At 39.6% G+C, this 13843-nt stretch carries 13 protein-coding genes and 1 tRNA gene; 3 read left to right on the forward strand and 11 right to left on the reverse strand.

From position 1 onward, the window contains the following. Nucleotides 1–4: 4 nt before the first annotated feature. The 10 genes from NQ505_RS25670 to NQ505_RS25715 form a co-directional block, all read right to left on the reverse strand. Nucleotides 5–2695: a zinc-dependent metalloprotease gene (locus NQ505_RS25670; RefSeq protein ID WP_008998809.1), complete on the reverse strand. Its 2691-nt coding sequence runs from the start codon at nt 2693–2695 to the stop codon at nt 5–7. Between the two features lie 243 nt (nt 2696–2938). Continuing rightward, on the reverse strand, nt 2939–3409 hold the full coding sequence (locus NQ505_RS25675) for an ExbD/TolR family protein (protein ID WP_004315772.1): 471 nt from the start codon (nt 3407–3409) through the stop codon (nt 2939–2941). Nucleotides 3410–3412: 3 nt separating this feature from the next. Then, nucleotides 3413–4006 carry an ExbD/TolR family protein gene (locus tag NQ505_RS25680; RefSeq protein ID WP_008998810.1) on the reverse strand — a complete coding sequence of 198 codons (594 nt, stop codon included), beginning with the start codon at nt 4004–4006 and terminating at the stop codon, nt 3413–3415. Between the two features lie 35 nt (nt 4007–4041). After that, on the reverse strand, nt 4042–4527 hold the full coding sequence (locus NQ505_RS25685) for a hypothetical protein (RefSeq protein ID WP_008998811.1): 486 nt from the start codon (nt 4525–4527) through the stop codon (nt 4042–4044). Between the two features lie 6 nt (nt 4528–4533). Next, nucleotides 4534–5334 carry a MotA/TolQ/ExbB proton channel family protein gene (locus NQ505_RS25690; RefSeq protein ID WP_004312432.1) on the reverse strand — a complete coding sequence of 267 codons (801 nt, stop codon included), beginning with the start codon at nt 5332–5334 and terminating at the stop codon, nt 4534–4536. Between the two features lie 71 nt (nt 5335–5405). After that, nucleotides 5406–5493, reverse strand: a tRNA-Ser gene (locus tag NQ505_RS25695). A gap of 120 nt (nt 5494–5613) precedes the next feature. Then, nucleotides 5614–6390 (reverse strand): TatD family hydrolase, encoded by a 777-nt coding sequence (locus tag NQ505_RS25700; RefSeq protein WP_008998812.1) that lies wholly within the window; start codon nt 6388–6390, stop codon nt 5614–5616. Beyond that, entirely contained in the window at nt 6384–7100 is a 717-nt protein-coding gene (locus NQ505_RS25705; RefSeq protein ID WP_008998813.1) for a hypothetical protein, read from the reverse strand. The genes NQ505_RS25700 and NQ505_RS25705 overlap by 7 nt, the downstream gene beginning before the upstream one ends. A gap of 15 nt (nt 7101–7115) precedes the next feature. Beyond that, the gene (locus tag NQ505_RS25710; protein WP_008998814.1) at nt 7116–8090 is read right to left on the reverse strand and encodes a polyprenyl synthetase family protein; all 975 of its coding nucleotides are present in this window, start codon (nt 8088–8090) and stop codon (nt 7116–7118) included. Between the two features lie 69 nt (nt 8091–8159). Beyond that, nucleotides 8160–8843, reverse strand: coding sequence for an energy transducer TonB (locus tag NQ505_RS25715; RefSeq protein WP_008998815.1), 684 nt, complete (start codon nt 8841–8843; stop codon nt 8160–8162). Nucleotides 8844–9059: 216 nt separating this feature from the next. On the opposite strand from NQ505_RS25715, the gene cmk reads away from it, so the two are divergent. From cmk to pfkA, 3 genes are all read left to right on the forward strand, one after another. Continuing rightward, complete coding sequence (cmk, locus tag NQ505_RS25720) at nt 9060–9746, forward strand: (d)CMP kinase (protein ID WP_085938542.1); 687 nt, start codon at nt 9060–9062, stop codon at nt 9744–9746. 8 nt (nt 9747–9754) lie between these two features. Further along, nucleotides 9755–10624 (forward strand): 4-hydroxy-3-methylbut-2-enyl diphosphate reductase, encoded by an 870-nt coding sequence (locus tag NQ505_RS25725; RefSeq protein WP_008998817.1) that lies wholly within the window; start codon nt 9755–9757, stop codon nt 10622–10624. Nucleotides 10625–10823: 199 nt separating this feature from the next. After that, entirely contained in the window at nt 10824–11804 is a 981-nt protein-coding gene (pfkA, locus tag NQ505_RS25730) for a 6-phosphofructokinase (protein ID WP_004297914.1), read from the forward strand. Nucleotides 11805–12192: 388 nt separating this feature from the next. On the opposite strand, the gene NQ505_RS25735 is transcribed toward pfkA, so the two are convergent. Further along, nucleotides 12193–13386, reverse strand: coding sequence for an ISAs1-like element ISBaov2 family transposase (locus NQ505_RS25735; RefSeq protein ID WP_004296414.1), 1194 nt, complete (start codon nt 13384–13386; stop codon nt 12193–12195). Between the last annotated feature and the right edge of the window lie 457 nt (nt 13387–13843).

Here is a 13843-nt window from a genome sequence, read left to right on the forward strand (position 1 = left end):
ATTTTTATTTTGCCTTTTCAAAGTCATTAATGATAGACAATAAATATTCATAGTGAGAGCGGGTTGCATAGGAACCTGAATTCTTACGCTTTTCCACTATATTCTTTATACGCGTCAATAAATCAAAATACAGATGATTCTGATTATTATTGGAAGTATTAAGCACATAATAGATATAGTCAAAGCCTGCATATTCATTTATCTTTTTCATTGCGTTAGCAGTCTGGTAATAATGTCCTGCATCTACACAACAATCTGCATCTCCCTGCTCTGTCAAATGTTTATATACTTCAAACAGCTGAAACAGAGGCAAATCCGTATTAGCCGGCAACTGTAAAGCACCTGTCTGGGCAGCTTGTTTCAAATCCGCGAACAAGACTTCATCAATCTCGTCTTTCTTTGTCAGCGGGTCAGCATTACGAATAATACCCATCAATACTTCTGTCTGCAAAATACGTTCGGATTCGGTTGGTTCCACATTTTTAATAGTCGATTCCCATAAAATGGTATAAATATCATCCAAATACTCCTGTGGAGAATATGCGGAAGAATCACGGTAAGCAGCCAATGAAACACGTTTTGTATTCAGAATTTTCTTACTCATCGATTTCAGGATGGAACGGGACATTGAACCGTCAAAAGTCAGATTCTTTACTACATCAGGATTATCTATCCAGTCAATGTTCTTTAATTCATTCAAAACAAACTGAACAGCACGCTTCTGCATATCGTGAGGAATCACTTCTGATGTATTATACGGATCGCCGACATAATGTTCATTGATAAAGAAACCACCCACATTTGCCCAGGCATTATTCAGATAACGCACATACTGCGAAACCAATGCGTCATAAAGATGATCTCGATAGGTAAAATCGGGATCCTTATCATTCAGCCATGTATTGAAATTGCCTAATATATATTTCAGGTTCTTGATGCCATAAGCACCTGCCTTCATAGCATCATTACTGATATCTTCCGATAAAGAAGTTGGGTCAAAAACACCATAACCTAACTGTTGTTTCCCATATCTATATTCCAAATCCCCTATTTTACTCTTAATAATACTTTCTAAATAAGGAACCTCTTCTTCAGTAGTTTTTGCTTCCGGAAATACTGTATATCCCCACTTAATGGCATAATAATCATAAGTACCTAATACCGGAGGAGTAAGACATACATCTTTATCTTCGGGTTGTGCAATATAATTAAAACGGGCATAGTCCATAATAGATGGAGTAGTGCCATGCTCTTTCATAAACACAGGATCACGATACGATTCTGTTGCATAAGCAAAAGAAGATCCCATATTGTGCATCAATCCCAAACAGTGACCTACCTCATGAGATATGATATAGCGTAAACTCTCGTCCAATACATCCTGAGGAAGTTTGGGAGTCCGCACTCTTGGATCAACTTGTGCCGTTTGCACAAATCGCATATCATTCACCAACTGAATAACATCATGATATACAAATACAGAAGCATTAATAATCTGACTGTTTCTGGGATCAATCCATGATGGTCCCATCGCATTCGCGATTCCGATCGGAGCATAATTAATGCAGTTATACTTAATATTAGCCGGATCAAATTCAGGATCATCTTTCGGGAAGTCTTTCACCTGCATTACATTCTTAAAGCCAATACGTTCAAAAGCTTTATTCCATACCAACACCCCTTCATGAATACCCTTTTTCCATTCTTCAGGGAAAGCATCGTCAACATAAAAAAGAATAGGTTGCGTAGGTTCAACAAGCTCTCCTCGCTTGTAAGCTTCTACATCTTTAGGATATACATTCCACTTATTAGCATAAGTATTCATTTTCACTCCGTCATAATCATCAGCAATCTCTTCCTTATTTGAAGTAAAATAACCAATGCGCGGATCAGCCATACGCGGCATCATTTCGGGAGTCTCCGGCAGCAAAACAAATGACCGGTTTACTTTTACCGTAACAGGTTCCTGATAGGCAATTGCAACAATGCCCATATAAAGTAAATCCTGCAAATAGCTTAAACTGGATGTTACCGATATGTTATCATCAAATGATTTTATCTGATCGACATAAGAGAGCTCTTTTTTGAAAGTTGCCCGGCGCACACAAGCACCAAACATTGTCTTCTTACCATAAGGGTCAAAAATAGCCATGCGCTTATTATCGCTCACCAGAAAATCCGTCATGTCGAATACTACAGCTGTACTATCTGCATTATACGCCATCACTTTGAATCCTTCCATTACAGGCTCTCCGATTCCTTTCTTCATTGCCTGTTTTATGGACTCATCCTTACTCGTAGAAAAGATCGGGCGACGTGCAAAGTTACTCACTTCGCGCATCTCCATCACACTATCGCGTAATGCGAACTTAATGTGCAGGGGCTTTTTAATTTTTTGCCCAACCAATGCATTTCCATTGTCACTAATCTCTGAAACTGTCGATCCTAGAAGCATCTCGCGATTCTGAAGGGTAAGAGGGAACTCAAATAAGATTTTTCCTTCAATCTTATGAAGAGTTATCACTCCTTTTTTCACTTCATCTTTCTTCCCTTTAAAAATTTTCTCGTAGGGAGACTCTTTCTTCGTAGTTTTCGTGTTTTTTTTCTTCTTTGCGTAAATCGGTTCTACCGTCACTAACATTGCGCACGCTAGTACCAGCAAAAGAAACGCCTTCTTTGCAACTAACTTATTCACAATCAAAATTATTTTAATTATATTATAAATAATAAAAACAGCTGCAAAATTATATATAATTCTTATTGAAAGTGAATTTTATCATACCAAATTACAATTATTTTATTCTTTTTTATCTTAAAGGCTTCTATTTAAGAACATATAAAGTGGCTATATTCCAATACAGTGCAACATTTGCATATAAAAAGAAAGGGTATCCAAACAGATTGGACACCCTTTCTTTTTATATATTAAATTAACTAATTACTTCTCACCACGTTTCGTAGCCGAATAGTTAATCTTCAAAGCATAAGATTTTCTAAGAGCATTTTTTACGTCAGTAATAATACCCATCTTTGTCTTTTGATCTACTTTCAGAGACACAGTCATTTTAGCTGCATCACCTTCATTCATACTTGCACGTTCCTGGAAAATGAAGTCTTGTACTTCACCAACTTCAGCATAGCTGTCGTTGAGCTGAATACGACTTTCAGTACCCATTTTCGCGCGATATTCTTGTGTAGGTTCCCCTACATAGATGAATGTTACCAGCGATTTCTTCTCCAGTTTTTCGAGTTCAGTACCTTGCGGAAGTGTAAACTGCACCTTTAATGTTACCTCACGCATCGTTGTTACAATCATAAAGAAGAACAACAAAGTAAAGATAAGGTCAGGCAACGAAGAAGTATTCAATGCCGGCATTTCACGTTTACCAGTCTTATTAAATTTTCCCATTACTTACTTCTTTTTATCTCCGTACTTTTTAGGTTCTGCCTCAGAAATTCTCTGCGGATAAATTTCACGAATCGCCTTTTGTTGATCGTCATTCAATTCCGCATATGTCTTTTGCCATTTTTCCTGAGCCAACTCGTCTCTCAATTCATTGTATGCAGCCACCAATTCGTTCTGCACACTGATATATGCCTGATAAGAAGATCCACGGTCATTCTGCAAAGAAATTACGTGCTTGTCATTAACCAGATATGTGCCGAAGAATTCTACATTCTTCTGTGTTTTTTCAGGCATGTGTTCTGCATTAGCAACATTAGCAATAAATTCTTTAGCTCTTTCTCTTAGCTCATCAACACCGATATAATCATTTCCGCACATCAAGGCATCATCCTTATTCAGGTATACCTGTAAGACGTTACGTTCTTTGATCTTATCTGTGTTCTGTTGGTCTTGATCTTCGGGTGGTGGAGGCAAAAGTCTTGCCAAACCACGGTCCGTATCCATTGATGTTGTAATCAAGAAGAAGATCAGCAACAAGAAAGCAATATCCGCCGTAGAACTTGAGTTAATATCAGGAACTTTTCTTTTTCCTCTTGCCATTGTAATTACTTATTTAATTGAGTATTCTCAATTGGTTATGATAATTTTTTCTTTATACCACTCACGATGATTGCAACAACTGTCACAAACAACAAGATGTAAATAGCATAAAGGAACATATCAGTTACTTTTAGCCAGAAAGGAACGTTGTCTGTACCATCATAGCCCTGGATCTGCATCGGTGTTCCATCACCCATAGCCCAAGCTACAATTAAAACAACAACTAAAAGAACCAAACCAAGTAAAGACTTGATAGCGCTTGCCGGATTATCTTTCAAAGCTGCACCAAATTGGAATACAGCAGCAATAACTGTGGCTGCAATGGCTATACCAAACAAAACGTACATCAGATAGAGTAAGGCGTCTGTTTGAGCCGGTTGCCACATCTCGGGATCTACCCCCGGAATCAAGGCATCGCCAGTGGCATCTCCCCCTAAGAAGAACACGCCCATAACGATTAGAATGATGGCAAACATCGCATACAGTACGTAATACGATATTCTATATGTTAACTTACTCATTTCAGATTATTTTTTGTATTTCAAGTTATATTTGATTACCATATCAAGCAAAGAGATAGAAGAATCTTCCATTTCACTTGTAAGAGCCTCAATTTTAGAAAGTACGTAGTTATAGAATACCTGAAGGATCAATGCTACGATCAAACCGAAGATAGTTGTAATCAAGGCAACTTTCATACCACCTGCAACAACCGTCGGAGAGATATCACCTACCTGCTGGATTTTATCAAATGCCTGCACCATACCGATTACAGTACCCAAGAATCCGAGTGACGGAGCCATTGCGATAAACAGTGTGATCCAAGAACATCCTTTTTCAAGGTAACCTGCCTGTACACCACCATAAGATACAACAGACTTCTCAACTACGTCAATACCTTGATCGATTCTCATCAAACCTTGGTAGTAGATAGAAGCAACCGGGCCTCTGGTGTTACGAGCAATGTCTTTAGCAGCTTCAACATCACCTTTTTCCAAAGCAGCTTCGATGGATGCCATGAATTTTTTTGTGTTGATTTCAGCCAAACTCAAATAAATGATACGTTCAATACAGAAAGCCAAACCGATCACCAAAGCGATAGCTACCAAACTCATGAAAGATGCAGTACCTTCGATGAATTTAACTTTGATTTCCTTGTGAATACCACCCTCTTCTGCAGCAGGAGCAGCAGCTGTAGTAGCTTCAGCGGCAGGAGCAGCTTGTTGTTCAGTTTGTTCTGCTGCAGGAGCGTCTTGAGCCTGAGCAAGTTGAATTGAGCCAAAAGTGAAGGCCCCAATCACAGCAACAATTGCAAATAACTTTTTCATTGTGTGTCTAATTTTTAAGATTAATTAATTGATTATTATTGTATTTACTTCTCATCTCTCTTTCATTTCTGCGGAGAGACGGGGATTCGAACCCCGGATACGCTTTTGGCGTATACACGCTTTCCAGGCGTGCCTCTTCAACCACTCGAGCATCTCTCCCTCTGAGTTTTCAGCATTTTCAGCTACAAATGTATTCTTTTTTTTCTTTTCAAGAAGCATTCTCCCTCTTTTATCTCGAATAAATACGGCAAATTAATATAATTTAAAACCTTTCGAACCTTATTTGCGGATTCCGAACACTTTTAGCGCATTCACAGAAGTGACCTGTGCCACGTACTCCAGATCCCTCTGATAAATACCAGCCACCTTCATGAGTGTGTCTCTCACATTAGCACTTTCATTCCTCTTTCCCCGGTTCGGCACGGGAGCCAAATAGGGAGAATCGGTTTCGAGCACAATGCGCTCTAAAGGAACAGTCGTCAATGCCTCCGGCAAAGTCGATTTCTTGAAAGTTACAACTCCATTGATACCTAACATAAATCCTTCAAATTCCAACAATTTCGCCGCTTCTTCCGATGTCCCGGTAAAACTATGAAAAATGCCGGTCAATGGGGTATTTTTATAGGGTTCCATTACCTTATATATATATTCAAATGCTTCTCTTGAATGGATTACAATGGGAAGACCATATTCCAGCGCCCACTCTATTTGCTTTTCAAAAACCAAGATTTGCTCTTTCAGAAAAGTCTTATCCCAATAAAGATCAAGACCTATTTCTCCGATAGCCACAAACTCACGGGAAGTCGACAAGTATTTGTGAACAATCGCTAATTCCTGTTCATACGATTCATTGACAGAAGTGGGGTGCAATCCGATCATCGGATAGCAAAATCCCGGATAATCCCTACAAACCGACAACATAGCATCAATGGTCGTGCTGTCTATATTGGGCATAAATATATAGGAAACTCCTGCTTTCCTGGCACGTTCCATCACCAGAGGCAAATCTTCGGTAAATTCTTCAACAAAAAGATGAGAATGAGTATCGATCAACATGATATTTCTTTTTCTTCTTTTATTTTTTCGCTGGAGCGATAATAATATATCAGCCCATAATCACGACATTTTTCTAATCGGGTATCATTGGGAGTGACATCCTGGTATTTGGCTTCTACCTGATTCCAGATATCCAAAATCAATTCATCCGCACGGTCACGCATGGACGCCAGTTCATCAAGACTACGATTGGTTAATGCCTGATAGTTCTTCTGCCGTTCATAGCTATCCAGGAAAATATCATAATGCACTTTCACACGTGCAATAGTCGGATTATAAATAGGTATGCCACCTTGAGTGGTCCTTAGTTGTTCGCCTTCGATTATTTTCTTCCCCCACTCTACCAGTGAGGCTTCACTCAACAGGTCTGGTACGGTATTGGAAGCAGGCAAGCCATATAACTCTTTATGTGTTACCTTGATTTCATCACGAAGCACTGCCAAATTGAGCACCTGAATAAAATGAGAGATATAGAGCCGGGCAGTCTTCACATTCATCTGATGTTTACGGCTGGCACGCGACTGATTATCGTAGCACTGTGTATAATAAATTTGCGCTGCCTCAAACCGATGCAAGAAGTTGCGCGCCTCAAATAATGTCTTCAATGTAATAGCCAAGTCACGCACATTATACATCTCTCCCTTTTCGACAGCCGCTTTCAGCGCCCGAACTCTTGCTTGATCTGTATTTGGTAGTCGTCTATAAGGCATATCTCCGATACTTAACTACATTTCACGATACATTAATAATTTCACCAGATTCTTCAGTTCTTTTTTTCTGTCTTCCGCAACAGCTACCGCCGCCAGACTTTCCATAGCGAACGTATAATATTCACGCATTTTGCTTTCACAGATATTGCGGATATTCAACTGATTATAGATTTCAGTTACCGCTTCGATTTTTTCAGTTGGTTGAAAAGCTTCTGCATTCAACCAACGATTCAATTCAGCATGCTGCTTTTCATCTGCACGGTTCAGTGCTTTGATAAGCATATATGTTTTTTTATTGCAGAGGATGTCTCCACCTATCTTCTTCCCGAACACTTCCGGATCACCATATACATCCAACAAATCATCCTGCAACTGGAATGCTACTCCGATATGCATTCCAAAATTATATAGATTCTCTGCATCTTCAGCAGTCGCTCCTGCCAGAATTGCACCTATTTTAAGACTACCCGCAAGCAACACAGCTGTTTTCAAACGAATCATTTCAATGTATTCGTCTTCTGTGACGTCACAGCGAGATTCAAATTCCATATCCAGTTGCTGTCCTTCACAGATTTCGAGTGTAGTCAGACTGAATAAATCCATCACTTCTTTCAGGTGTTCCGGTGGACAACCCGTCATATACCGAAATGCCAGAATCAGCATAGCATCTCCCGAAAGTACAGCAGTATTATCATTCCAGACCTTGTGCACGGTAGGTTTCCCTCTGCGCACATCCGAACGATCCATCAAATCATCATGCAACAAGGTGTGATTGTGATAAACTTCAATTGCAGTGGCAGGATCGTATATAGACGCAACATCCTCCCGATACAAGTTATATCCCATCAACATTAATACAGGACGTATCCGCTTCCCACCCAGAGAAAGGATATATTCAATCGGTTCATAAAGCCCTTTCGGCGTCCGGGTAAACTGGATTTCAGAGATATGATTATTTATCTTATCGAGTAATTGAGAAGCTGTAAACATGATGAATAAAAAAATTAATGAATAAAAAGAGGCTGCCGAAAGCAGCCTCCCAATTTATAGTGTTACAAATTACTGCAATCTAAACATCACAGGAACCGTAAATTTAACACGTACCGGTTTTCCGCGCTGCATACCTGGTTTCCACTTCGGCATGGTATTAATCACACGGAGGGCTTCCTTATCCAGATACGGGTCGACGCTACGTACAACCTTCGCATCTACGATACTACCGTCTCTGTTAACAACGAACTGTACGATAACACGTCCTTGAGTTCCGTTTTCCTGTGCAATAGTCGGATATTTAATATTTTTTGCCAGATACTGCATCAAAGCTGCTTGTCCGCCCGGGAAGTCCGGCATGTTTTCTACAACCTCGAAAATCGTCTGTTCTTCCGGCTCCTCTTCAACAACCTGTACAGGCACGTATTTTACTTCTACGCGAGCTTGATTATCTTCATTGATAATAGTTGTTGTTTCCTCAATCTGAGCTTTATCATCTACAATCTCCAGCAACTCGGCTACTTTCGGAGCTTCGGGTGGTGGCGGAGCTTGTTGTTCAGGGGTTTCGGTAATAGGAATGATTTCCTCTTCAAACACGACATCAGCTACTGCTTGGCTTGTATCTATCTTCACGTCACGCTGGGTCCATTCGAACGCCACGAACATGAAAGCTAGAACTACCACGTAACCAATGAGCAGCCATGTTGACTTCTTGCCTTCCAGGTCTGCCTTGGGTGATTTTTTAACTTCCATAAATTTATTAATATAATGATTAAAAAAAAATGTCTTCCATGTGTCTCTGGGCAAATATAGTACATTTTCATAGATTCATTCCCCTCTTCACCTCTTTTTATCTGGCTTTTTAACTTTTTTAATTCTTTCGTACTTGTCTTGCTCCTTTTAACGGCAAAGCTATGGTTGATTTTCAAATTTACCGTATCTTTGGCGGACAAATCAGATGAACTGAATATGAAAAAGATAACAATTGCAATCGATGGCTTTTCCTCTTGTGGAAAAAGCACAATGGCCAAAGATCTTGCCCGCGAAGTGGGTTACATTTACATTGACAGCGGAGCCATGTATCGTGCGGTCACTTTATATAGTATAGAGAACGGGATTTTCAACGGAGACGTGATCGATACGGAGAAACTGAAAAAAGAAATCAAGAACATTCGTATATCTTTCCAGCTGAATAAGGAAACCGGACGTCCCGACACGTATCTGAACGGCGTGAATGTGGAGAATAAAATCCGTTCAATGGAGGTTTCTTCCAAAGTGAGCCCTATCAGTACACTTGACTTCGTACGTGAAGAAATGGTGGCGCAGCAACAGGCAATGGGAAAGGAAAAGGGCATTGTCATGGATGGCCGGGATATAGGAACTACCGTTTTCCCGGATGCGGAACTGAAAATATTTGTAACCGCTACTCCCGAAATCCGTGCTCAACGTCGTTATGACGAGCTGAAAGCAAAAGGACAGGAAGCCAGCTTCGACGAAATTCTGGAAAACGTGAAACAACGGGATTATATCGACCAGAATCGGGAAGTAAGTCCACTTCGCAAAGCTGAAGATGCTTTGCTTCTGGATAACACCCACTTATCGATTGAAGAGCAAAAGAAATGGCTTTTCGGACAATTTAATAAGGTAAGTAAATAGTTTGCTTTATGATCAAGGTAGAGATAGACGAAGGTTCCGGCTTCTGCTTTGGTGTGGTGACAGCCATTCATAAGGCAGAAGAGGAGTTGGCAAAGGGAGAAACTCTCTATTGTCTCGGAGATATTGTACACAATAGCCGGGAAGTGGAAAGACTTAAAACGATGGGATTAATCACGATCAACCGGGAAGAATTCAAGCAACTGAAGAATGCCAAAGTATTGCTTCGCGCACACGGAGAGCCACCGGAAACTTACATGATTGCCCGTGAAAATAATATAGAAATTATCGATGCGACCTGTCCGGTAGTATTACGTTTGCAAAAACGCATCAGACAAGGGTATCTGGCAGACAGTGACAAAGAAAAACAAATTGTCATATACGGCAAAAGCGGTCATGCTGAAGTGCTGGGATTGGTGGGTCAAACAGATGGAAAAGCAATTGTCATCGAAAAGGCAGAAGAAGCCAAAAAGTTGGATTTAAACAAAAGCATCCGTCTTTTCTCACAGACTACCAAGTCACTGGACGAGTTTCAGGAAATCGTGGAATACTTCAAGCAACATATTTCACCGGAGGCGACTTTCGAATATTACGATACTATCTGTCGTCAGGTTGCCAACCGGATGCCTAAGCTCCGGGAATTTGCGGCTACACACGATTTGATATTTTTCGTCAGCGGCAAAAAGAGTTCAAACGGAAAAATGCTATTCGAAGAATGTTTGAAGGTGAATACCAATTCACATTTGATAGATAACGAGAAAGAAATAGATCCTTCTCTCCTTCAAAACGTAAATTCAATTGGCGTATGTGGTGCAACTTCTACTCCTAAATGGTTGATGGAGAAGATTTACAATCACATTCGAACGCTCATCAAAGAATAACAGCTTTATTCTGACAAAGAATAATAGCAAAGCAACATAAGGAAACGGCAAAGTAACATGAACGAATAAAAGGAAAGCGGAAAAAGGTCATTTGAACATTTTTAATGTTTTCTTCTTACGAAAAAAAACTTCATAACCACTGCTTTCAACTTTTTGTTGTACATTTGCCGCGTCAAACTAATTAATGAGAGATTGTTATATGGGAACAGTTAAGTGTATCGGAATTTTGACCTCCGGAGGTGATGCTCCGGGAATGAACGCTGCTATACGTGCAGTGACACGTGCAGCAATCTACAATGGATTGCAAGTTAAAGGTATATACAGAGGATATAAAGGTCTGGTTACAGGTGAAATCAAAGAATTCAAGAGTCAGAATGTGAGTAATATCATCCAGTTGGGTGGTACTATCCTGAAAACAGCACGTTGTAAGGAGTTCACGACTCCGGAAGGTCGTCAGTTGGCTTATGACAACATGAAAAAAGAAGGCATCGATGCTTTGGTTATCATTGGTGGAGATGGCTCACTGACAGGTGCGCGTATCTTTGCACAGGAATTTGATGTTCCATGTATCGGACTGCCGGGAACTATTGACAACGACCTTTATGGTACAGATACGACCATCGGATATGATACTGCATTGAATACCATATTGGATGCCGTAGATAAGATTCGCGACACAGCCACTTCACATGAACGTTTGTTCTTCGTTGAAGTTATGGGACGTGATGCCGGTTTCCTTGCGTTGAACGGAGCTATCGCTTCGGGTGCGGAAGCTGCCATTATTCCGGAATTCAGTACGGAAGTCGACCAACTGGAAGAGTTTATCAAAAACGGATTCCGCAAATCAAAAAACAGTAGCATTGTATTGGTAGCCGAAAGCGAACTGACAGGAGGAGCCATGCATTATGCCGAACGTGTGAAAAACGAATATCCGCAATATGATGTACGTGTGACGATTTTAGGTCACCTGCAACGTGGTGGTAGCCCTACCGCTCACGACCGTATCCTGGCAAGCCGCCTTGGTGCTGCTGCTATCGATGCTATTATGGAAGATCAACGTAATGTTATGATCGGAATCGAACACGACGAAATCGTCTACGTACCATTCAGCAAGGCTATTAAGAATGACAAACCTATCAAGAGAGATCTTGTTACTGTATTGAAAGAGCTTTCGATCTAATTTTTTTATTCTAAAGAGTTTATTTTTACTGATATACGACGATAAAGAGCTGTGAATGATGGAGTAACCCATTTATTCATGGCTCTTTTATTTATATAATATGATAGAGATGAACGACAACTACAACACCAAGTGCGTTCATATATATGAATCCCATCCTCCAGTGCTACTTACCTTTCGTGACAAATATCCATTAAACTACCGTTATACAACTGCAATACTTCCATCATACAGTAACTATTGTTCGATTAGGATGCCGATATAGCTAATTCACCACGGCCGTGGTAGCTTCTTCCCACAGCCGTGAAGAGTTCCTACCACGGCCGTGGGAAGATCTTGTCACGGCCGTGGGAAATTAATGATACCGATACTTTACAGGGAAAACGCATTATAAATCATGTAAAATAAGTTCCCATAAGAATTCATTATCCCACCCTGCTATTAATCTTTTTCTATTGATTGGTATCTCTCTTTTGTTGTTTCTTAATGTAGCCAATGCAATTTTCGCCAGTACGGAGAAGTTTAATGCTGATATATTTCTTCTTCTGGTATTATCTTCATGGAAATTGACATCTAGCTGCCAATGTAGATTATTCTCAATTTCCCAGTGTTCTCTACTATTTTTAAGTATCTTCTGCGCATCAGGTTCCAAGGAAGATATAAAACATCTTTTTTCCACTGTAGTGCCTTTGTTTGTATTTCTGGTATTCTCTATATATCCGAAAGACTGTATATTTTTCCACTTCTTTCTAATATCTGCTCCCAGAAAACCAGGATCGTTGCAGCAATAGCAGATTCTCGACTCATTCCTGCCATGTCCTTCTTCATGCGTCTCATATTTGTCAAATCGTACTGTTGTACCTTTTGATACAATACTTTCTGTTACTGACAGTACTATTTCCTTTAATTTCGGTTGATTATCTTTCACTATAAAAATGTAGTCACCTTCTCCCTTTATGACTTTCTCTGCAATTGTACGCTGGCATCCTAAAGCGTCAATTGTAATAATACAATCTTTTATACACAACATATCTAATAATTCAGGAATGACAACTATCTCATTTTCCTTTTCTTGTGTACATAACTGTCCAAGGGAGATTCCCAGTTCTGTTGCAAATGCACTGATGACATGCAATTTGTACTTTCCCGTATTCGAATCAGGAAGCACTCCTTGTTTACGATGACGCTTGTCCTGTTCGGATTCATAGGCTCCTCGTATGGTTTTACCATCAATGGCTATATGCCCCGAATAACATTTGAGAATGCTTTGGACCCATTGCCTATAAGATTCTTCAAATTTTAAAGGATCTAATGCCGAGAAAAAGCGATTAAATGTATCATGGGAAGGGATACCATTAAAATTGGAAAGCTTGGCTGCAAAAAAAGATTCTTTACTTTTACCAAAGTCTTCTATTGAATTCCAAGTATCAGCGCCACATATAACAGCAGAAATTGCAATAAGAACAATGGTACTGGCCTGATGTTTTTTACAACGGTCTATCCGGTTATCTATCAATATTAATGAATCAGCAAATTCATGTAGGTTGCTGATCTCAATCTTTCTTTTAGTTTCTTGCTTCATTTTAATTGTGATTTATAATCACGTAAATGTACTCAAATAATATTGTAAATGAAAGATAAATATCTTATTAATAAGATGAAAAGACAATATTGGTGTAAGATAAATGTATAAAAGATTAAGGAAAGAGTATAATGCGTTTTCCCTGCGATACTTTAATAGAACAATACCGGTATCCCAACGTAACTATACCAGTTTCTTTTCCTATCCCCCCCACTTTATCAGCCTGCAAACAAGCTACCTGATAAGGAGTCAGCGCTGACAATAAAAGTATATATGTTTTATTGTCAGCCTATTATCAACATCTATTGTCAGGCTATATAGAAGTGATATTCAACCACTTGAGTGTTACTCTGACAGATTGACGATAAAAAGAGTACAAATCACAATGTATTCTAAACAAAATCGTATGATTTTGCTCAAAATCGGAATAGAAATAAAGATGCCATTATTGACAATG

Source organism: Bacteroides sp. D2, from assembly GCF_025147085.1.
In the GTDB taxonomy this organism is placed as follows: Bacteria; Bacteroidota; Bacteroidia; order Bacteroidales; family Bacteroidaceae; genus Bacteroides.